This is a genomic window from Pseudomonas sp. FSL R10-1339, from assembly GCF_009600545.1.
GTDB classification, from domain to species: domain Bacteria; phylum Pseudomonadota; class Gammaproteobacteria; order Pseudomonadales; family Pseudomonadaceae; genus Aquipseudomonas; species Aquipseudomonas bubulae.
This window is the reverse complement of record NZ_WIVQ01000091.1, coordinates 1-18542: the sequence shown is the minus strand read 5'-3', so window position 1 is coordinate 18542 and position 18542 is coordinate 1. Positions and strand designations below refer to the sequence as shown.

18 protein-coding genes and 3 tRNA genes are annotated in these 18542 nt (G+C 55.8%); 10 read left to right on the top strand and 11 right to left on the bottom strand.

Annotation, left to right across the window (positions count from 1 at the left end; genetic code table 11):
- Together GHO03_RS19850 and GHO03_RS19845 are read left to right on the top strand one after the other, a co-directional pair.
- Positions 1–76: transfer RNA gene (locus GHO03_RS19850), tRNA-Asn, on the top strand.
- A gap of 16 nt (positions 77–92) precedes the next feature.
- Positions 93–168: transfer RNA gene (locus GHO03_RS19845), tRNA-Lys, on the top strand.
- A 118-nt stretch (positions 169–286) separates the two neighbouring features.
- Here GHO03_RS19845 and GHO03_RS19840 read toward each other — a convergent pair.
- Positions 287–1819, bottom strand: coding sequence for an amino acid permease (locus GHO03_RS19840; protein ID WP_153400389.1), 1533 nt, complete (start codon positions 1817–1819; stop codon positions 287–289).
- A gap of 15 nt (positions 1820–1834) precedes the next feature.
- A complete protein-coding gene (glsA, locus tag GHO03_RS19835) occupies positions 1835–2788 on the bottom strand; it encodes a glutaminase A (protein ID WP_095001625.1) in 954 nt (317 codons plus the stop codon).
- Positions 2789–2959: 171 nt separating this feature from the next.
- Here glsA and GHO03_RS19830 point away from each other — a divergent pair, with 171 nt between their 5' ends.
- Positions 2960–4357: a glutamate decarboxylase gene (locus tag GHO03_RS19830; protein WP_095001624.1), complete on the top strand. Its 1398-nt coding sequence runs from the start codon at positions 2960–2962 to the stop codon at positions 4355–4357.
- A gap of 147 nt (positions 4358–4504) precedes the next feature.
- Here the strand turns inward: GHO03_RS19830 and GHO03_RS19825 are convergent, their stop codons facing one another.
- The 4 genes from GHO03_RS19825 to GHO03_RS19810 form a co-directional block, all read right to left on the bottom strand.
- Positions 4505–5806, bottom strand: coding sequence for an NAD(P)/FAD-dependent oxidoreductase (locus GHO03_RS19825; protein ID WP_153400388.1), 1302 nt, complete (start codon positions 5804–5806; stop codon positions 4505–4507).
- 66 nt (positions 5807–5872) lie between these two features.
- Positions 5873–6046: a DUF3094 family protein gene (locus GHO03_RS19820; protein ID WP_095001622.1), complete on the bottom strand. Its 174-nt coding sequence runs from the start codon at positions 6044–6046 to the stop codon at positions 5873–5875.
- 54 nt (positions 6047–6100) lie between these two features.
- A complete protein-coding gene (locus GHO03_RS19815; protein ID WP_095020318.1) occupies positions 6101–6628 on the bottom strand; it encodes an MOSC domain-containing protein in 528 nt (175 codons plus the stop codon).
- On the bottom strand, positions 6625–7254 hold the full coding sequence (locus GHO03_RS19810) for a DUF1780 domain-containing protein (protein ID WP_095001620.1): 630 nt from the start codon (positions 7252–7254) through the stop codon (positions 6625–6627). The genes GHO03_RS19815 and GHO03_RS19810 overlap by 4 nt, the downstream gene beginning before the upstream one ends.
- A 109-nt stretch (positions 7255–7363) precedes the next feature.
- On the opposite strand from GHO03_RS19810, the gene GHO03_RS19805 reads away from it, so the two are divergent.
- Positions 7364–8053: an energy-coupling factor ABC transporter permease gene (locus GHO03_RS19805; RefSeq protein ID WP_095025468.1), complete on the top strand. Its 690-nt coding sequence runs from the start codon at positions 7364–7366 to the stop codon at positions 8051–8053.
- A 112-nt stretch (positions 8054–8165) separates the two neighbouring features.
- On the opposite strand, the gene yacG is transcribed toward GHO03_RS19805, so the two are convergent.
- Genes yacG through GHO03_RS19785 form a run of 4 tightly spaced genes read right to left on the bottom strand, consistent with a single transcriptional unit; the run spans position 8166 to position 11071 of the window.
- Positions 8166–8369: a DNA gyrase inhibitor YacG gene (gene yacG, locus GHO03_RS19800; protein WP_016779444.1), complete on the bottom strand. Its 204-nt coding sequence runs from the start codon at positions 8367–8369 to the stop codon at positions 8166–8168.
- Positions 8366–8989 (bottom strand): dephospho-CoA kinase, encoded by a 624-nt coding sequence (gene coaE, locus GHO03_RS19795; RefSeq protein WP_095018262.1) that lies wholly within the window; start codon positions 8987–8989, stop codon positions 8366–8368. The genes yacG and coaE overlap by 4 nt, the downstream gene beginning before the upstream one ends.
- A 1-nt stretch (position 8990) precedes the next feature.
- Positions 8991–9857 (bottom strand): A24 family peptidase, encoded by an 867-nt coding sequence (locus tag GHO03_RS19790; RefSeq protein ID WP_165484561.1) that lies wholly within the window; start codon positions 9855–9857, stop codon positions 8991–8993.
- Positions 9854–11071, bottom strand: a complete 1218-nt coding sequence (locus GHO03_RS19785) for a type II secretion system F family protein (protein ID WP_095038606.1) — start codon at positions 11069–11071, stop codon at positions 9854–9856. Before GHO03_RS19785 ends, GHO03_RS19790 begins: the two co-directional genes overlap by 4 nt.
- A 211-nt stretch (positions 11072–11282) precedes the next feature.
- Between GHO03_RS19785 and GHO03_RS19780 the strand changes: the two genes are divergently transcribed.
- The 6 genes from GHO03_RS19780 to trfA all read left to right on the top strand — a co-directional run bounded on the left by GHO03_RS19780 (position 11283) and on the right by trfA (position 15260).
- Complete coding sequence (locus GHO03_RS19780; protein ID WP_133144169.1) at positions 11283–11690, top strand: prepilin-type N-terminal cleavage/methylation domain-containing protein; 408 nt, start codon at positions 11283–11285, stop codon at positions 11688–11690.
- 157 nt (positions 11691–11847) lie between these two features.
- Positions 11848–11923 (top strand) — tRNA-Thr (locus tag GHO03_RS19775).
- A 164-nt stretch (positions 11924–12087) separates the two neighbouring features.
- A complete protein-coding gene (locus GHO03_RS19770) occupies positions 12088–13305 on the top strand; it encodes an integrase arm-type DNA-binding domain-containing protein (protein WP_047292065.1) in 1218 nt (405 codons plus the stop codon).
- A complete protein-coding gene (locus GHO03_RS19765; protein ID WP_047292067.1) occupies positions 13302–14051 on the top strand; it encodes a hypothetical protein in 750 nt (249 codons plus the stop codon). Before GHO03_RS19770 ends, GHO03_RS19765 begins: the two co-directional genes overlap by 4 nt.
- A gap of 118 nt (positions 14052–14169) precedes the next feature.
- Positions 14170–14373 carry an AlpA family transcriptional regulator gene (locus GHO03_RS19760; RefSeq protein ID WP_047292068.1) on the top strand — a complete coding sequence of 68 codons (204 nt, stop codon included), beginning with the start codon at positions 14170–14172 and terminating at the stop codon, positions 14371–14373.
- Positions 14373–15260 carry a plasmid replication initiator TrfA gene (trfA, locus tag GHO03_RS19755; RefSeq protein WP_306108799.1) on the top strand — a complete coding sequence of 296 codons (888 nt, stop codon included), beginning with the start codon at positions 14373–14375 and terminating at the stop codon, positions 15258–15260. Before GHO03_RS19760 ends, trfA begins: the two co-directional genes overlap by 1 nt.
- 224 nt (positions 15261–15484) lie before the next feature.
- On the opposite strand, the gene GHO03_RS19750 is transcribed toward trfA, so the two are convergent.
- Positions 15485–16408 carry a phage integrase N-terminal domain-containing protein gene (locus GHO03_RS19750; RefSeq protein WP_052959363.1) on the bottom strand — a complete coding sequence of 308 codons (924 nt, stop codon included), beginning with the start codon at positions 16406–16408 and terminating at the stop codon, positions 15485–15487.
- Positions 16409–18542 lie beyond the last annotated feature (2134 nt).

Below are 18542 nucleotides of genomic sequence, written 5' to 3'. Positions count from 1 at the left end.
TCCGCGATAGCTCAGTTGGTAGAGCAAATGACTGTTAATCATTGGGTCCCTGGTTCGAGTCCAGGTCGTGGAGCCAGTTTCAAAGAATTTTTGGGTCGTTAGCTCAGTTGGTAGAGCAGTTGGCTTTTAACCAATTGGTCGTAGGTTCGAATCCCACACGACCCACCATGTTCGGCTCCTGTAGCCATAAAAAAAGCGTCCATTGGACGCTTTTTTTATGCCTGTAGGAAACGTAACCCTGTAGTCGCAGCCTTCGTTCTTCGGCAGCTGCTACGAGGTTTTTGCTTCAGCTTGGGTTTGCAGCCTTGTTGTCCGCGTCCTGAAGATCCTGCAGCGCGGCCGAATACTGATCCGCTTCTGCCTTGGGCACCATCTGCCATGACGGCTTGCGCAATGCATAGAAGATAAACGGCGGCACGCCTGCGACGATCAATCCCAGCAACAAAATCCCCGCATATTCGAAAAACGGCATGCTGCTGAAGCTGTTGGGCGGAATAAAGCCGAAAATTAGCGCCACGCAGGTTGAAAACAACCCCAGGTAGCACCAGCCATGCAGCCCCTTGAGCACATAGCCGCGTTTTACATTGGGCTGTGTTTTACGCAGTTTCATGGCCGCCATAAACATGAATACGTAGATGATCAGGTACATCAGCGCAGCCATCGCACTGATCATCCAGAAGGCATCGGATACATTGTCGAGAAAGATGTAAATCGTCGACAGCAGCGTGACGATAACGGCCTGTAAATACAGAATGTTTTTTTGCACACCTTTTTTGTTCACTTCCTGCATCACAGGTGGAAGCATTCCGGCCTTACCGACGAACAGCAAGCCGGTAGACGGCCCGGCAGTCCAGGCCAGTACCCCGCCCAACGCACCGATAATCAGCAAAATGGCCATGATCGGGGTTGCCCATGGCATGTCGAAGCCCTGGAAGAACGCAGCGTAAGCCTGGATAACCCCGGCGGTAAGGCTGGTTGAGTCAGCGGGTACCACCAGCGAAATCGCCACCGTGGGCGGGATAAACACCAGCAGGATCATAAAGAAGGCCAAGAGAATCGCCCGGGGCATTTCCTTTTGCGGGTTACGCAATTCACGGGCGTGAATGGCGTTCATTTCGATACCGGCAAACGCCAGGAAGTTACTCACAATCAGTACCAGGCCGGTAATGGCGCCGGTAAATTCCTGCCAGAAGTCCGGGTGCAGGTTGCGCGAGCCGGATTTGACTGTGGAGTGGGTATCGAAAATGGCCGGGAGCAAGGCATCCCAAGTCAACGGGGTGGCTGATTTATGCCCCAGCACCAGCCAGGCGACGCCGAGCAAAACCAGCAGCGCGGCGGGTAATGCGGTGCCCAGCAGCATGAACCATGACGTCAGCTTCGACAGTGCTGTCAGCCCGTTAAGTGCCACAAATGTCGATAGCCAGTATAAAACGATGATGACGGCGGCAGTAAATACACCGCTTTTGGCCAGTTCAGGGTTGATCAGATACGCCATGGTGCTGGCGCCAAACCCGAGCACAATCGGGTACCAGACCACCACTTGTACCCACATGAACCACATGATGAAAAAGCCCGGGCGGTCGCCGTAGGCTTGTCTTACCCAGCCATAAATCCCGCCGTTCCAGCCTGTGCCCAGTTCAGAGGCGACCAGGGATACCGGAATGAAAAACAGCAGTGCGGGGATGACATAGAGAAAGACCGAGCCCAGGCCATAGACGGCCATGCTGGGTAACGAACGAATACTGGCAACAGCGGCAACCATCATAAAGCAGATGGTCAGCCAGGACATGTAGGTTTTAGCTTTGCTGGTGGTGGCCATAAGTATCCCGCTCCCTTACGCGAATTCGTGCAACAGGCTCAGATTGAGCGTGCGGCTAAGGTATTCGGCGGCCAGTTGACCGCGAACGCTGTTACCGGCTCCGTCCAGTGGCGGGGCAAAGGCGGCGATGGCGCACACCCCCGGAACCACCGCCAGAATGCCGCCGCCGACCCCGCTTTTTCCCGGCAGGCCGACTTTGTAGTACCAGTCCCCGGTGGTGTCATACAGGCCATTCAGGGTCATCTCGGAGAGGATTGGCGCCACGTTGTTGGCCCGAACCGCGCGTTTTCCGCTGATCGGGTTGACGCCACCATTGGCCAGGGTAGCGCCCATGGTCACCAGGTCATGGCAGGTGATCGCCACGGAACATTGACGGGTGTAGACGGCGCACACTTCCATCGGGTCGGCGTACATATAGCCGTAACTCTGCAATAGCCAGGCAATGCCGCGGTTGTGCTGGTTGGTCTTGGCTTCCGATTGATAAACCTCGTCGTTGACCGTCAGTTCACGCCCGGCGAAAAGGTTGTAAGTCGCCTGGATCTGGTCCCAGCGCGCTTGCGCCGTATCGGCTTCGAGGAGGCTGACAGTGGCCATGGCGCCTGCGTTTACAAAGGGGTTGAGCGGTCGGCCCTTATGCAGTTCCAGGGCAATCACCGAGTTGAACGGCTCACCTGTGGGGTCGCAACCGATCTTGCTGCGCAAGGCTTGGGGTCCCACTTCATCGAGTACATGGGCGAGGGTGAATACCTTGGAAATCGACTCGATGGCGAAGGCGTAATCGGTGTCGCCCACTTCTGCATGGGTACCGTCGCAGAACATGATGCTGATGCCGAACAGATGGGATGGCACTGAGGCCAGGTAAGGGATGTAGCTGGCGTTCTTGCCGTGCTGATTGCTGGCAAACCGTTGCAGGGACTGGTCCAGCGCCTGTTTTACCGTGCTGTCTACGGTCGTGGGTCTTTGCTTCATCGTGCTCGCTCCGTGAGTACTATCGAGAATCGAGACTATAGATCGGAAAATGCACGGTGGTCGGAAATCGGACGGCAGACCTCAAATGCTTGGCTATGCTGGCTGGGCCGAAGCTGAGCCAGAGTTGCAACGGCGGGCTCATAGATTGACCAATACTCAAGGAGAGTTCACATGGCACTGCACCGTATCAAGCGCAACAAGGACGTCGACCCCGTATTTGGTTCTTCTGCGCTGGCTCATGCCGCTGCAATCAAGCTGTTCCCCGAGGCTGAGCAAGCGCCGGGTGAGGTTTTCCAACTGGTCCACGATGAGTTGTATCTGGATGGAAACTCCAGGCAGAACCTCGCGACCTTTTGCCAGACGTGGGAAGAGGACGAGGTCCACAAGTTGATGGACCTGTCGATCGACAAGAACATGATCGACAAGGATGAGTACCCGCAGTCTGCGGAGCTGGAAAACCGCTGTATTCATATGCTGGCGGACTTATGGCATTCGCCGGAAGCGGCTACCACCATCGGTACTTCCACCGTAGGCTCCAGCGAAGCCTGCATGCTGGGTGGTCTGGCTGCATTGTGGCGCTGGCGTGCGGTGCGCAAGGCGGCAGGCAAGCCGACAACTACGCCGAATATGGTGTGCGGTCCGGTGCAGGTGTGCTGGCACAAATTTGCCCGTTACTGGGACGTCGAAATTCGTGAAGTGCCGATGTCGGAAGGGCATTGGTTTATGACCCCCGAGGACATGCTGGAGCGGGTCGATGAAAATACCATCGTCGTAGTGCCGACCTTTGGCCAGACGTTCACCGGGCTGTATGAAACCGTAAAGCCGTTATCCGATGCTCTGGATGACTTGCAAAAAAGCACGGGTCTGAATATTGATCTGCACGTCGACGGTGCAAGTGGCGCGATGCTGGCTCCGTTTTGTGCGCCGGATATTCTTTGGGATTTCCGCGTGCCGCGGGTCAAGTCCATCAGTACCTCCGGGCACAAGTTCGGTCTGGCTCCGCTGGGCGCGGGCTGGGTGGTTTGGCGGGATGAAAAGGAACTGCCTGAAGGGCTGGTGTTTCATGTGAATTATCTGGGGGGTGATATGCCTACGTTCGCCCTTAACTTTTCACGTCCGGCCGGGCAGATCATCTCGCAGTACTACAACTTCTTGCGTCTGGGGCGTGAAGGCTATGAGCGTATTCATTCAGCCTGCTACCAGACGGCACAGTTTCTTGCGGCTGAACTGGTCAAGGTCGGACCGTTCGAGATGCTCTATAACGGTGACCCGCAGCTGGGGATTCCGGCGTTGACCTGGCGTCTGAAGCCAGGGGCGAAAACTTCATATTCGCTGTATGACCTGGCAGACCGGTTGCGCACCCGTGGCTGGCTGGTACCTGCGTATAGCTTGCCGGCAAATGTCGAGAACGTAGTGGTGCAGCGGATTCTGGTGAAGCAGGGTATGTCGATCGACATGGCCAAGTTGTTGCTGGAGGACTTTGTGCGCGCGGTGAAATTCTTTGACGAGCATCAGCCCCACGGCTTTAAAGGCCGTGAAGCCGAGGCGGGTAATCACGCGGGGCGCTGATTACGCGGCGCTGTAGATACTCTGTTGTAGATCAAGCCCTATTGTGGGAGCGAGCCTGCTCGCGAACGACCTTCGCGAGCAGGCTCGCTCCCACAGTTGCAGTTTTTACTGTCGCAGCCTTCGGCAGCGACTACAGAGTAGTCGCACTTAGTGCAGTTTCAGGCGCGGCTCGGTGCCGCGTCCGATCCTGCTGCCCAGCATCAGCATCAAGGTGCGGAAGGTGCCGTACAGCGCCATCTGGTGCATGCGATATAGCGAGATGTAGAACATCCGCGCCAACCAGCCTTCCAGCATAACGGTACCCATCAGGCTGCCCATCAAGTTACCCACAGCCGAAAAGCTCGATAGGGAAATCAGCGAGCCATAATCGCGGTAGGTGTAGTCCGGCAGCTGAGTTTTACCTTCAATGCGCAATTTCAGCAACTTGGCCAGCAACGACGCCTGCTGGTGAGCAGCCTGGGCGCGAGGCGGCACCAGCTTGTCGGTGCCGGGTTGCGGGCAGGCGGCGCAATCGCCAAAGGCAAAAATATTCTCGTCACGGGTGGTTTGCAGGGTAGGGCGTACCACCAACTGGTTGATGCGGTTGGTTTCCAGCCCGGCAATTTCCTTCAAGAAGCCAGGTGCACGAATGCCCGCAGCCCAAACCTTCAAACTTGCAGGAATCACCTGACCATCTTTGGTTATCAAGCTGTCAGCAGTTACTTCGCTGACTGCGGAGTTGGTCAGCACGGTGACCCCGAGTTTTTCCAGGGTTTTATGCACAGGCCCGCCGATACGGTCCGGCAGGGCAGGCAATACCCGTGGGCCCGCTTCGATCAGGGTGATATGCATGTTTTCCGGCTTGATCCGGTCCAGGCCATAGGCTGCCAGTTCGTGGGCGGCATTGTGCAGTTCGGCAGCCAGCTCGACTCCGGTTGCACCTGCGCCGACAATGGCCACGCTGATCTGTTCGAGCGTATCGCTTTGCCCTGCGTGGGCACGCAGGTAATGATTGAGCAGTTGCTGATGAAATTTCTCGGCCTGCTTGCGGGTATCGAGGAACAGGCAGTGTTCGGCCGCGCCTTTGGTACCGAAGTCATTGGTGGTACTGCCCACCGCAATCACCAGGGTGTCGTAACCCAACTCGCGGGCAGGTACCAGTTCCTGGCCGTTTTCGTCGAGGGTTGCCGACAATGAGATCTTTTTCAGTTCACGATCCAGCCCGCTCATGCGGCCCAGCTGGAACTGAAAGTGATTCCATTTGGCCTGGGCGACGTAGTTGAGCTCGTCTTCCGATGAGTTCAATGAGCCGGCAGCAACTTCATGCAGCAGCGGTTTCCAGATATGGGTCAGGTTGGCATCGACCAGCGTGACGCTGGCCTTGCCGCGCTTACCCAGAGTCTTGCCCAGGCGGGTCGCCAACTCCAGGCCGCCGGCGCCGCCGCCGACGATAACAATACGATGGGTCATGGATATCACTCACAAGGCTTGAAAAAAATTCTGTGCCTGAGTGGCCCCGGGCGAGCGCAATGCAGCTCATAGCGCCAGGTAACTCAGGAAACGGCTCAAAAGGCCCATGCCGATCACCGCGATCACCACTATGGCAAGGAGCAGCCAGGGCCTGAAAGGGCGGCGCTCAACCTGATTTTGTGGCAATTGAAGGTACTCTTCGACACGCTTCAGATCATCGGGGTTCAGGCGACTGGGCATATTTTTGGCCTCGTCAAATAGACGTTGCTGGGTATGTAAAAGCTACAGCATTGATCAACCGGGATGAAATGAAGCATAGCCGTGCGGGCCTAACGGCTCGACCCGCAGTTCGTCGTCTAGACGAATGATCCCGCTTTCGATTACCCGGGCCGTGATCCCGCCGTGGCCACGTACCGCCTGAAAAGTCCCCTGGCCCAGACGCTGCTCCAGTCGGGCACAAGGCTGACACCAGCCAGTGGTTTCGAAAATGGCCTGGCCAACCTTGAAGCGCCGGCCTTTGAGGCTGAACAGGTTGATTCCGCGGATCACCAGGTTGCGGCGCAAGTCCTGCGCCAGGATCGGTTGATCCGCCGTGCGCCCCAGCAGTGAGCTGATAACGGCCAGGTGTTCCCATTGTATCAGCGTCACCTGGCGGGCATTGCGGGCGCCGGGCCGGGCATGATCGCCGGTCAGCCCGGCTTCGCGGCGGGCTTCAACCGCGTCGAGTTCGAGCATGTCTGCCCGGGACTCGGGGCGTACGCCGATCCAGCACACGCGCCCGGTTTGCGGCACATTGGCAATAAGCGCCTGCAACGGGCTCACAGGCTGATACCCACATCAAAAATAATGCTGCGTCCCAGGTTGTTGCGCAAAAAATCCGGTGCGTCCGGTTGGGCAAACAGCACCCGGGCAAAGGTCGGCCCTACCAGCGACAGCGAGCGCCAGCCCTGGCGCAAATATTCAGTCGGCGGCGGAAAGTGGCTGTTAAGGTCCAGCACTTCGCGCTTGAGGCTGGAAAACGCAATGATATCCAGCTGCCCCAGGTCGATATCGCGCTCTTTGTAGTTAGTGGCTTTTTTATGCAGGGTCGGGCCCAGCCGCTGCAACAGCTTGCTCGCCGGAATCCGTTTGGGCCGTGCTTCGCGACGGACCAATTGGCTAAGGGAGTAGGCGCTGCGCCTGCGCTGCAGTTCTGCGCGCCATTCATCGTTCAGGCGCCGGCCCTCATCGAGGACAAAGAACACCTCAAAGCGTGCATCGCCGAACAGCACATCGGGAGGCTCCTGGCCCGCCTGCCGGAAGTCTTCACTGTGGTAGGGGATATTCAGGCCTTGCAACAGGCGCTGGCAGACCCAACGCTCACGCTCCCATTTGCGGGCATTGGATAAAAAGGCATTGGCTTGCTCGGCCTGAATGGTGAGCAGGCGTAAATAATCTGAGTCGTCCATGCACGCAGCTTAGCCTTGAAACAGGTGTTACTGAAAGTCCGGGTGTAGACTCAGTCGCATCCGACAGGGAGGGTTGAACGGTGTGTTTTGACAAGGCAGGGCAAGGCCGATGATAAGTACACAGGTGTTATCCACACAAACGCTGGTCATCGGCTGGCTGATCTATGTTCCCGTTGTGCTGTGGGCCATCTGGCGTGCTCCCTGGGTTGAGCTGTTTACCGATACGCGGCGCCAGCACCTGTTGTTTGGCACGGTGTTCGGGCTGTTTTTGCTCTGGCTGGTACGGCGTGACTTTGATGGCGGGGTGTCTTACCACTTTATTGGCCTGACGGTGGTCACGTTGCTGCTCGACTGGCCGCTGGCAGTGGTCGGTGCGCTTCTGGCGCAAGTCGGACTGGTGTTGCTGGGGCGTCAGGAGTTGGCCGCGATGGGTGTCAACGGCGTGCTGCTGATTCTGTTGCCGATAGCAGTGACCGAAGGGTGTGCGCGTATGGTCGAGCGTGCGCAACCGCGTAACCCCTTTGTGTATATCTTTTGCTCGGGTTTTTTTGCCGCAGCGTTGGCGGCGTTGCTGTGCATAGGGGCGGTGCTGGGTGTGTTGTGGCTGGACGGGTTGTTCGTCATGCCGTATTGGCTGGAGGACTTTGTCGGCTATCTGTGGCTGATCATCTTTCCCGAAGCGTTTATCAACGGGATGCTGGTAACGGCACTGGTGGTGTTCTGCCCGGAGTGGCTTGAGACCTTTAACCGCACCCGCTACCTGGCGGCGCCATGGAAGGATGATGGAGAAAAGCCGTAATCGCCGACGCAGGCTGCGAGATGGACCGCAGGGCCTGTGCTCTTTAAAAGCACGACCCCTTCGGGCTCGATCGCAGCCTTCGTACCTCGTCAGCGACTACAGGATTTGGCTTTTAATGTAAGCGCTCGCTCAGGTCTTCGGAAAACAGATCATCTTCAGCATCCGGGCTGACCGGGATCTTGTGTTCCTCGCTGGCCCAGGCACCCAGGTCGATCAGCTTGCAGCGGTCCGAGCAGAACGGGCGAAAAGCGTTGGTGGTATCCCATTGCACGGCTGTGCCACAGGTCGGGCAGTCGATGGTCATAGGTTTGGTCATGGTTGGCCTCCACGCAAAGTTAAATAAAAGTGATGCAGGCGCTCGACCTCAGTCTGCAGCGCCTTCAGATCCTTGTCATTGACCAGCACATCGTCAGCGTGACGAAGGCGATCTTCGCGGCTGGCCTGTGCCTTGAGAATGGCCTGGACTTGCTGTTCGGTGGTGTTGTCACGCACAAGGGTGCGCTGCATCTGCAGGGCTTGCGGTGCATCGATCACCAGGACACGTTGAGTTGTGGTGTATTGGCCGGACTCGATCAGCAGCGGCGAAACCAGAATGGCGTAAGGCGATTTTGCCTGTGCCAGATTGTTTGCGATCTCTTCACGAATCAGTGGGTGCAGCAGTGCTTCAAGCCAGCGGCGTTGCTCGGGGTCGGTGAAGATCAGATGGCGCAATGCGCCACGATTGAGTTGCCCGTCGGCTTGCAGCACCTGTGCTCCAAAGTGTTCGGCAATACTGGCCAGCGCCGGGCGTCCCGGCTCAACGACCCAGCGCGCCGCATGATCGGCGTCCACCACATGTATGCCCAACGCGGCAAAGTGCTCGGCAGCGGCACTTTTACCACTGCCGATACCGCCGGTAAGCCCGAGAATCCAGGGTTTGGAGGGTGGAGTCATCATGTCAAACCGAAACCTGCCAATAGAAGCCGGTTATTTGACCACCCCAGAGCAATGCAATCCAGCCGGCAATTGCCAGATACGGCGCAAAGGGGATCGGGGTACTGGTTTTGGCCCGGCGCATGGCCAAAAGCCCCAGCCCCACCGTCGCCCCCAGCAGTGAAGAGAGCAGGAGGGTTAGCGGCAGAACCGCAACCCCGCCCCATGCCCCGAGTACGGCCAGCAACTTGAAATCGCCGTAGCCCATGCCGTCCTTGCCGGTGACCAGTTTGAATATCCAGAACACCGACCACAGGCTTGCATAGCCCAGCGCGGCCCCCCATACGGCCTGCCCCAAAGTGGTGAACAGGGAGAAGCTGTTGAGCAACAATCCCAGCCACAGCAGAGGCAAAACCAGCACATCAGGCACGATTTGATGCTCGATATCGATCAGGCAAATGCCGAATAACCCCCAGGTCAGCAGAAGCATCCAGCCCGCCTGGGCGCCAAAACCGAAATGCCAGGCGACAAAAGCCGACAATACCGCGCAGGTCAGTTCCGTAAGGGGATAGCGCAGGCTAATGGCACTTTTGCACTGCGAGCATTTGCCACGCAAAAACAGGTAGCTCAGTAGCGGGATGTTCTCCCGGACGCGCAGCGAATGCTGGCAATTGGGGCAGTGAGAGCGCGGGCGCAGCAAGTTATACACAGGGCCTTTGGCTGGCTCGGGCAAATCCAGCACCTCGCGGGCCTGGGCTTGCCATTCCTGTTCAAGCATTTTTGGCAATCGCCACGCCAGCACATTGATAAAACTGCCTGCCAGCAAGCCGAGTATCAGTGCGCAGGCAATAAAAGCGTCGGGGTGACGGCTCAGCAAATCAATCATGCTCATATTACCCGGCCAAGGTTGAATATCGGCAAGTACATGGCGATGACCAGCCCGCCAACCATGACTCCAAGTACCACCATGATTATCGGCTCCAGCAAGGTTGTCAGGTTGTCGACCAGAGTGTCGACCTCGCTTTCATAATAGGCGGCAACCTGGTCAAGCATGCTGTCCAATGTGCCGGATTCTTCGCCAATAGCTGTCATCTGGATTGCCATGCCCGGGAATACTCCGGCAGCGGCCATGGCCACATGGATCTGGCTACCCGTTGCAACCTGCTTCTTCAGTCGTAGCACCGCGTCTTTGTACAGGCTATTGCCAGTGGCGCTGGCTACGGAGTTCAGCGCTTCGAGCAATGGCACGCCGGCAGCCAGGGTCGTCGACAGCGTGCGGGCAAAACGGGCCATGGCTGACATGTGCAGCAGATTGCCCATGACGGGCAGTTTCAGCAGCCAGCGATCAACACGCTGGCGCCAGGTTGCGCAGTGCTTGTAGCGATGGTGAAGGCCTGCAAGGGTGATGCCGCAAAAAAACAGGAGCCATAGACCATGCGCCTGAAGGCTGTCAGACAGGCCGATCACCCACAAGGTAAGCACTGGCAGTTGCGCGTCGAATGAGCGGAAAACGCCCTGGAACTGCGGAACCACTTCGATCAACAAAATGCCGCACACCGCCAGCGCGACCACGAGCACGGCGCTGGGGTAGGTCATGGCTTTTTTGATTTTCTTTTTCAGAGTGGCGGTCTTTTCCCTGTAGGTCGCCACCCGTTGCAGCAACACGTCCAGAGCCCCGGCCAGTTCGCCAGCTTCGACGAGGCTGCAAAACAGAGGATCGAAATGTGCCGGTTTTTTGCGCAGCGCCGCCGACAGGCTGGTGCCTGCGCCGATGTCTTGCTGGAGTTCGGTGACCTGCTGGCGCATGGCACGGCTCTCGAAACCGTTGGCGATAACCTTCAGAGCTTGCTGCATAGTTATGCCCGCGCTGATCAGGGTAGCCAGTTGGCGGGTGAACAGGGTGATATCCAGTGCCGTGACCGATTTGCCCGCATTCAGTGTGTGACTGTAATGGCGGCGGATTTTACTAACGGTAATACCTTGGCGGCGTAGCTGGATCCGAATCATTGTGTGGTGTTCCGCCGTGATTTGCCCGCTGGTTTTAATGCCATTTCGATCGGTGCCTTCCCACTGGTAAAGGCTGTATTTAACGGCCTGTGTTGCCATGCATCGATCCTTGGAGCGCGGCGCGCCCGGCTGTGCTGTAAGCCCAAAGACTAGATGCTCCGAGCTTTGACCCGGAAAGTTGAGAGTGACCAGAAGTGTCAGCGATGCAGTTGTGGAGCAACGGCCCACTAACCTTGATAGCCTGTGCGCACTTTTTTGCCTGCACAGCACTGCCTGGCACCTGTGGGTGCCCCTTTTCTGGAGACTTCATGTGAAACAACAACAAGGCTTCACCCTGATCGAACTGATGATTGTGGTTGCAATTATCGGTCTGATTGCTTCGTTCGCATTTCCGGCTTACCACGAGCACGTGATGAAGACCCGTTTTGCCGAGGTGAACACCATCAGCAATACCTACAAGACTGCCGTCGCCCTGTGCTACAGCCAGACCAATGATCTGATGGCCTGTGATGCGGGCACCAACGGCATCCCGGGGCCGGCCGAAGCGACGGAAAACCTGGCAGCGGGCATGACGGTGGTCGATGGTGTGATTACCATGGCGGGGACCCAGGCAGCAGGCGGCTGGGTCAGCGTATTGGTGCCGACCTCGAGCAATTCGGGGGGCACCCTGAACTGGACGCAAAATGGCACCTGCCTGGCCAGCGGTGCGTGCAAATAACCCGTGATGGTCGTAATGCCGAGTGTGTGAAGCCTGGGCGCCAAGGGCTCAAGAATATCGCGATTTACTAACAACCTTGGTCAGCAGGCTCGCTCCTGCAGCGGCACACATGCGGCAATTGCCGGTTTTTTCCAGCGCTGCTAGTTTTACTGATACCGCCGGTGTAGCTCAGTCGGTAGAGCAGCGCACTCGTAACGCGAAGGTCGCAGGTTCGATTCCTGTCTCCGGCACCATTTAATAGGTTCAGGCAGTGCCAGGCAGTATCATGTAGCTCCAAGAAGCCCGCTTAATGAGGGTTTTCTGTTCAGGCTGGTGCCATCCAGTCCAGTCCGAGCGCTTGTCTTATTAGTGCCCTTGCGAGTACCTTAAGTGATTCAATAATCTATGGGTACTCAGGATGTCTTTGACGGCTTTGCAGGTAAAGAATGCTGCGACGCGCGAGAGGGACTATGGCCTTGCCGACGGCGGTGGTCTCTTCCTATGGATTCGCACGGTGGGCGGTAAGTCTTGGCGTTTGCGATTCCGTCTCGATGGCAAGCAGTCGCACATTTCTCTTGGCACTATCGATAAGGTAACCCTCGCACAGGCGCGGCAGCTTGCTTCTGACGCTCGCCAGCTTGTGGCACAAGGGCGGCATCCTGGGGTCGAGCGTAAGGCTACGCGAGCCCAAGCCGCAATCTCTCGCGCCAATACGTTCAAGAGCCTTGCGCTGGAGTGGCATCAACATAAGTCGCCACGCTGGTCAGCAGGTTATGCTGATGACGTTATAGAAGCTTTTGAGTTAGATATTTTCCCCCATGTGGGAAGTTTCCCCTTAGCCGAAATCAAGCCCATGCAGTGGCTACAGGTTTTTCGCCGCATAGAGTCGCGAGGTGCTTTGGAGAAGCTGCGCAAGGTCCGGCAGCGCTGCCAGGAGGTCTACCGCTTCGCGATTGCCACTGGTCGCGCGGACTACAACCCAATCGCAGACATCGGAGGGGCTCTTCAAACCCCTATATCTCGACACTATCCCTTCTTGCCTATTTCAGAAATCCCGGCGCTCATACGCAGTTTTCAAGGTTGCTCTGGTCATGACGTAGTTAAGATCGCAACCCGCCTGCTAATTCTCACTGGAGTGCGCACGGCTGAGCTCAGAGGCGCACCTTGGTCGGAGTTTGATCTCGACAAGGCGCTGTGGCTGATTCCAGCTGTGCGTATGAAGATGCGCCGCGCCCATCTGATACCGCTCTGTAAACAGGCAGTAGCTGCACTGCGTGAGTTGGAAAGCATTACTGGTGGTTACACGCTCGCATTCCCTGGCCGTAACGATCCGGCCAAGCCTATGAGTGAAGCTGCGATCAACCAACTGCTGAAGCGTTCTGGATATGATGGGCGTGCTACTGGCCATGGATTCCGTCACACGATGTCCACCACACTACATGAGCAGGGATATCGAAGTGAGTGGGTCGAAACCCAGCTTGCGCATGTAGACAAAAATAGCATTCGCGGCACTTACAACCACGCACAGTACCTAGAGGGGCGCCGCGAAATGCTTCAGTGGTACGCCGACCATCTGGATATATTGCCGCACAGTAATTCCGAGTCCTCCATTACAAGCATGGAGGAGATCGTGTGAGCGATGATGTGATACGCTTATCTGATTTGGTGCCGGAGTACGCTCGCCACTATAAAGCTAGTCCTCAAGAGGCTTCATATGCTCTTCATGAGCTGATTTTAGATTTATACTCCGAATACCATGTAAAGCGGGAGGAAATGGTAGTTCCTCATCACATATTTTGGGTTGGAAGAGTCGGTGGCTCGCAATTATCAACAAAGAGTTATAAGCTGTTTTTTAATGGATTGATTGACTACTTCAATAATTTATTCAGTCCGCTGCCAGAGGTTGATGATGGTCTGGTTCGTTGCTACTGTGTGAGCGATAGTGGCGCTAAAGATATTCCAGCAGGCATCGTATACTTATCGAGGGCGGCACTCGGTAAGTGGGTTCTTGATGCAGGGATTGAGCCCCCGGATTTCATATTAAGTACTAATGCGGGTGAAGGTGCAGAGAAGGATAAAAGGTGGAGTGAGTTTAAGGAGCAAGAGCTGGGAACCATTAGTAAAATCATGAATGGCTTGGTTGATCTCATTAAGGAAGTTGATAAGGCTCATCGTGAACCGCCAACTGATTCCTTCGGCAGGAAGCGCGCAGAGAAAATTAAGATTCATGCCTCTAGGCTCAACAATCCTCCACGCAAAAACTTCGATATGTACTCTGCTTTGATATCTTTCGCTGAGGATGCAGAAGTTGATATACCCACAGATCATCAAACATTGAGAAAATACATGCGTGCACAGTCCAAACCCAATAGAAGTGCATGAATTTTTAAAGCGAAAATTTTGGGGATCCCTATGAGAATTTGGGGATCCTCATGACTCCCCACTTGAGGTGCCATTAAATCCCTAGCCATCCAATCCGGTTCTTAGGAGACCCGTCCAGATGGCTACTCAATTCGCCTCACCTTTACTGCTTCGCCTTCCTGGTGTCTGTGCCCAAGTGGGGCTGAGCAAATCTCAAATTTATCGGCTGATTCGGGCGGGCGAGTTTCCCGCTGGGATTTCGCTCGGGGCGAATTCTGTAGCATGGCCTTCTGAGCAAGTTAATGCCTGGGTTGCTGAAAAAATCAGTGCATCCATTCGTTAATGATGGCTACCAATATGCCAATCCCTCGCCGCATTTATGCCCTGCTAGATGAGAATCACAGGCGCTCTCGTATAAAACCCCAAGACGTTGAGGGTGAACATGTTCGTAGCCTATTGCCGAACTGGTCAGACTCAGTTCGGCGTGTGCCGAACTTTGTTCTTCGTTCAGCGCTATTTAGTGCTGTGGGCAAAGGGCCGCGCCCATACGTGGAGCAAAGTGAAATCCATGCGCTAGGTGGAATCAGTATCCTATACACAGGGGTTCTGCTCGATCAGCTTGATTTGGATGCATGGGAGGCCATTCTGCACATGGCGCGGCTTCAGGAACTCGGCGCAGAGTGTAGGATAACAGCCTATCAGCTACTGAAAGCGCTCGGTAAAACTGATTCGGGGAAAAACCGTGAAATCCTTGGTGGGCAACTTAGCCGAATGACCGCGACCGCGCTACAGCTAAGAGTCGGTGACTACTCGTATGAGGGAAGCCTGATTAATGAGATATATCGCGACCACGGAGCTCGTGTTAAAAGTTATGTGATTCGCTTGAATCCAAAGCTCCTTAAATTATTTGAGGCTGACCACTTCACTGATGTGGATTGGTCTATTCGTCAGGAACTGCGTGGAAAACCAATTGCGAAGTGGTTGCATGGTTTCTATGCATCCCATGCTAATCCATTTCGATTAAAAATCGAAACTCTGCACCGACTATGTGGGAGTAGAGCCAAATCTCTAGATGACTTCAAGACGGATCTGGTCAAAGCTCTCGATTCCTTGGCACGAGCAAGCAACGCCGCAGGTCAGCCCTTCAGCTATGCAATTGAGGGTGCCTTGGTGCGAGTCAAAACTACTCCGAGCTCTTCGCAGCGTCGACACCTGGCCAATAAGTGCTGATGCCGTTCCAGCGCCCGTTCGATACCGTTCTAGCACCCGCGACTACCGTTCCAGCACTCCGACAATACAGTTCTTGCCCCCCTATGGTTACCGTTCCAGCACTCCTGTATCACGGTGCTGAGATCGGTCCGGAGCCCAGTAGGAATAGGCGTTGTACAGATTTTTGCAGGAGGCACTAATCAGTTTTTAATCATTCTTAATCTTCAGTCCCTGAAGCGCTATTTCTAACGTCCGAGATAATGCGTGGACACGTCCTCACGAGAGTGTCCCAATTCTTCGACAACCGCCATGCGTGCAAAACGATCCAACTCCCAGTTATGGGATCTGAGGTTTCCTCCTTCAATCGGTGAGCTGCTACCTGAGTAGTGGGTATAACGCTCATTGGCGAAGGCGTGACGCAGGCCATGTGAGGTAACGCCAAGCTGAGCCTTGGTCAGCCCAGCTTTGGCGACAATACGGCTGTAGTGGCCCAGCGCTTGTTTCAACGACTTGCTTGGATCGGAAGTGCTCGCGGTACGGCGATCTGCATAAGCCTTAGCTCTATCAATCAGCTCTCTGCGCTCAGGAGTATCGATGGGTACTGTGCGGTCCCGACCGCCTTTCGTGCCGATGCTGACAGCCAAGTAGCTGCCCTTGTCCGCCAGGTGAGGGCGCAGCATGATTGATTCCTTTACCCTGAGACCAAACCGGAGCTGAAGCTCCACCTGAAGTGCTACACGTTCATCCAGGGCGCGTAGGTCATCCAGTTTTTGCGTCGCACTCACTCCGTTTGCCTCCCAACTCTTGTCCTGAGTATTGATCGAAGTTCTGGCTGCCTCATGGTTCGGAAAATAACGCTCGGTGCTCTCCACCATGCCTTCTTTACCAATCCAGGAGGTGAATGTTCTTAGGGTGGAGAGGCGGTTTTGCAGGGTTGAGGAGGAAAGTTCCCTGCTCAGCCAGTGTCGGGTCAGCGCCTCCACATGACGGCCTTTGAGCTGACTGACACTGTCGAGCTTGTAGCCCATTTCTCTCAGATCGGTGAATACCTGATAAAGCACGGTCGAGCGCTTGTGCTGCGTCTCATGACTGGCAACTGTCCCATCCGAGGCCTTGATGCTGTTGTGCTCTTTGAGCACGGATGCCAGTGAGGATTTCCATCCGGCCATAACTGCTCCTGTTGTTTCCAATGAATATGTAGTTGCGCGCAGGGGGATACGTGAAAGCGAACTTGCTGCCAGTAGCACGGTTTCCCGCACACAAAGGCACCCCGGAGGGCGGACAACCCATTTTGGGTTCCGGCCAGCCTGCTGGGCTGGTTTTGCATCGTTGATACGGTCTGCGGTGTGACGAACCCTGTTGCGTCATCATCGAGCCGCGAGCAATGCTCAAAACGTGCAACGATGAAAAGCGCGATGGGGATTGCCAGCACCCTAACTTCGCACCTGGATGCGGTTACTGCTATTTACGTAACGTGCGCTCCAGGACTCCAACCGCCCTGGTCGTGACGTGATGTGTGCCAGTGAAGCAAGTACGGATTGCACCCACGTTCACTGTCTGCCCCCACTGGCAGACCACACCTTGGGCGGGAAGCGCCAGGCGCTCTCAATGGATCATCATTACTGCATCAAGCTCGAACCGAGATCCCAAGCCAAGCGTTGAGAACCACCTCCTTCGTAGATTGGCACCCGTCCAAACTACGACGCCAAGGGCGTTGGTACGGACGCCTTTGGTCTGTAGTTGCAGGTCAGGCTGATGACAGCCTCAACCCACATCGACCCCGGCTCTCACTGCGATGACGCGGTGAGAGCGAAGGCGGTTGTTCCAGAGAATCAAACAACCTGTAGCACGAGACTCGTTGTCGCGAGTTTCGCCCTTTGCAGGGCTCATCAGTCGTGCGCGAAAATTTTCTTCACCTGCTGTGATCATTTCTCGCAGACCATCAAGCCCAGTGCAACCGAACTCGGTGCAGTTGCTACACCCCACTCTCTTTTCTGGCTTTCAGCTCAGAAAAGAGAGTGGGTGAACCCACACGACGCGCGATGATGGTGATGAGCACATAGGGGCTCAGTAGAGGCAGACCGGACGCTCGTTATCTCGGCTGGTCAGATCAACAATGATGGGACACCATAAGCAGGGTTTTCTCCCCGCCAAAGGCATCGGGTTCTAGATAGGCTTCCTCAGCGATTTGGGTGCACGCGGACTAGTCATCAATCGATGCAGGAGAGCATGTGAATATGTTTGGTGTAGTGTTCTACAACTCACACGACGCGCACTCAGGCGGAGAGTAAAAGTTCAGAGCCTTCAGAGTTGAAGGGCGAATAGTTTCAGGGCAGGAGGGGCGGCAGCGACCGCCCTGGTGTCGGCGTTGACGTCAGATAGTTGGGGCTCGCCGGCACGGCCCACCATATCCAGAAACCTCAGAAACCTAACGGCAAACCGCTCGGTAGCATCGTACTGCTTCTGCGCGGCTGCAGAAATGCACTGAGAAATACTGCATTCACACTTCCCTGACGCTGGGAGTGCATCGTGAATCCGCCGCAGCATCCTGGCGAAAATTCCCCCAGCCATTGGGAAACCCGCAAAAACCACTGAGAAGTAAGCGGCCTTCACTGCTTCACCATCAGGGTGCCGTGGTTATTCCCTTCAACCCCGCTGCGGCGCTTTCAGATCCCAGTGCGGGAGCCGACGATTTTTCCCTGCTTCTCGATGACACATAGGGACCACGGGGTAGCGTGGCGACTCATTACGAGTGGAGGTGACCTGTATGGGGCGAGTTTTTGTGGGTGTTGCCTGCGTAGGCGCGGGCTTATGGTTGGGCTCCTATCGTCTGGTGCCGTTGTGGGCGATCTTGGTGTTGGCCTTTATCGGAGCTGGCCTGTGGTTGCTGGCGATATGGCTAGAGCGGCGGGAGAGTGACCGATGATGCGGGCTGATCTTGATGAACTGATGGTCGTTAGCTGTCTGTGTCCTGGTATGAAGTGGTCGTCCTCCGTGACGCGGCCTGTACTCATCTCTAGAGAAGGTAACGTCCTGCGCCTGTACTGGATGCCCTTATTACTGTGGATGGATGAATATCGCGCCGGAATTTTCATCGGGGAGCTCAACCGCAATGGAGTCGCCTCAGCTTAGTGAGTGGGGGCAGCTTGATGTCAATTTATAGGTGCAAATCACTGTTGCTAAAAGACGATATAAAACCAACGGAAGGACGTCATGCGTACGCTAAGGATGGTCTGAAGTAGGCCGCTATTTTTCGACTGCTGAGCCATAGGTGCTTTCAAAAAACGGCAGCCGTTCAAAACC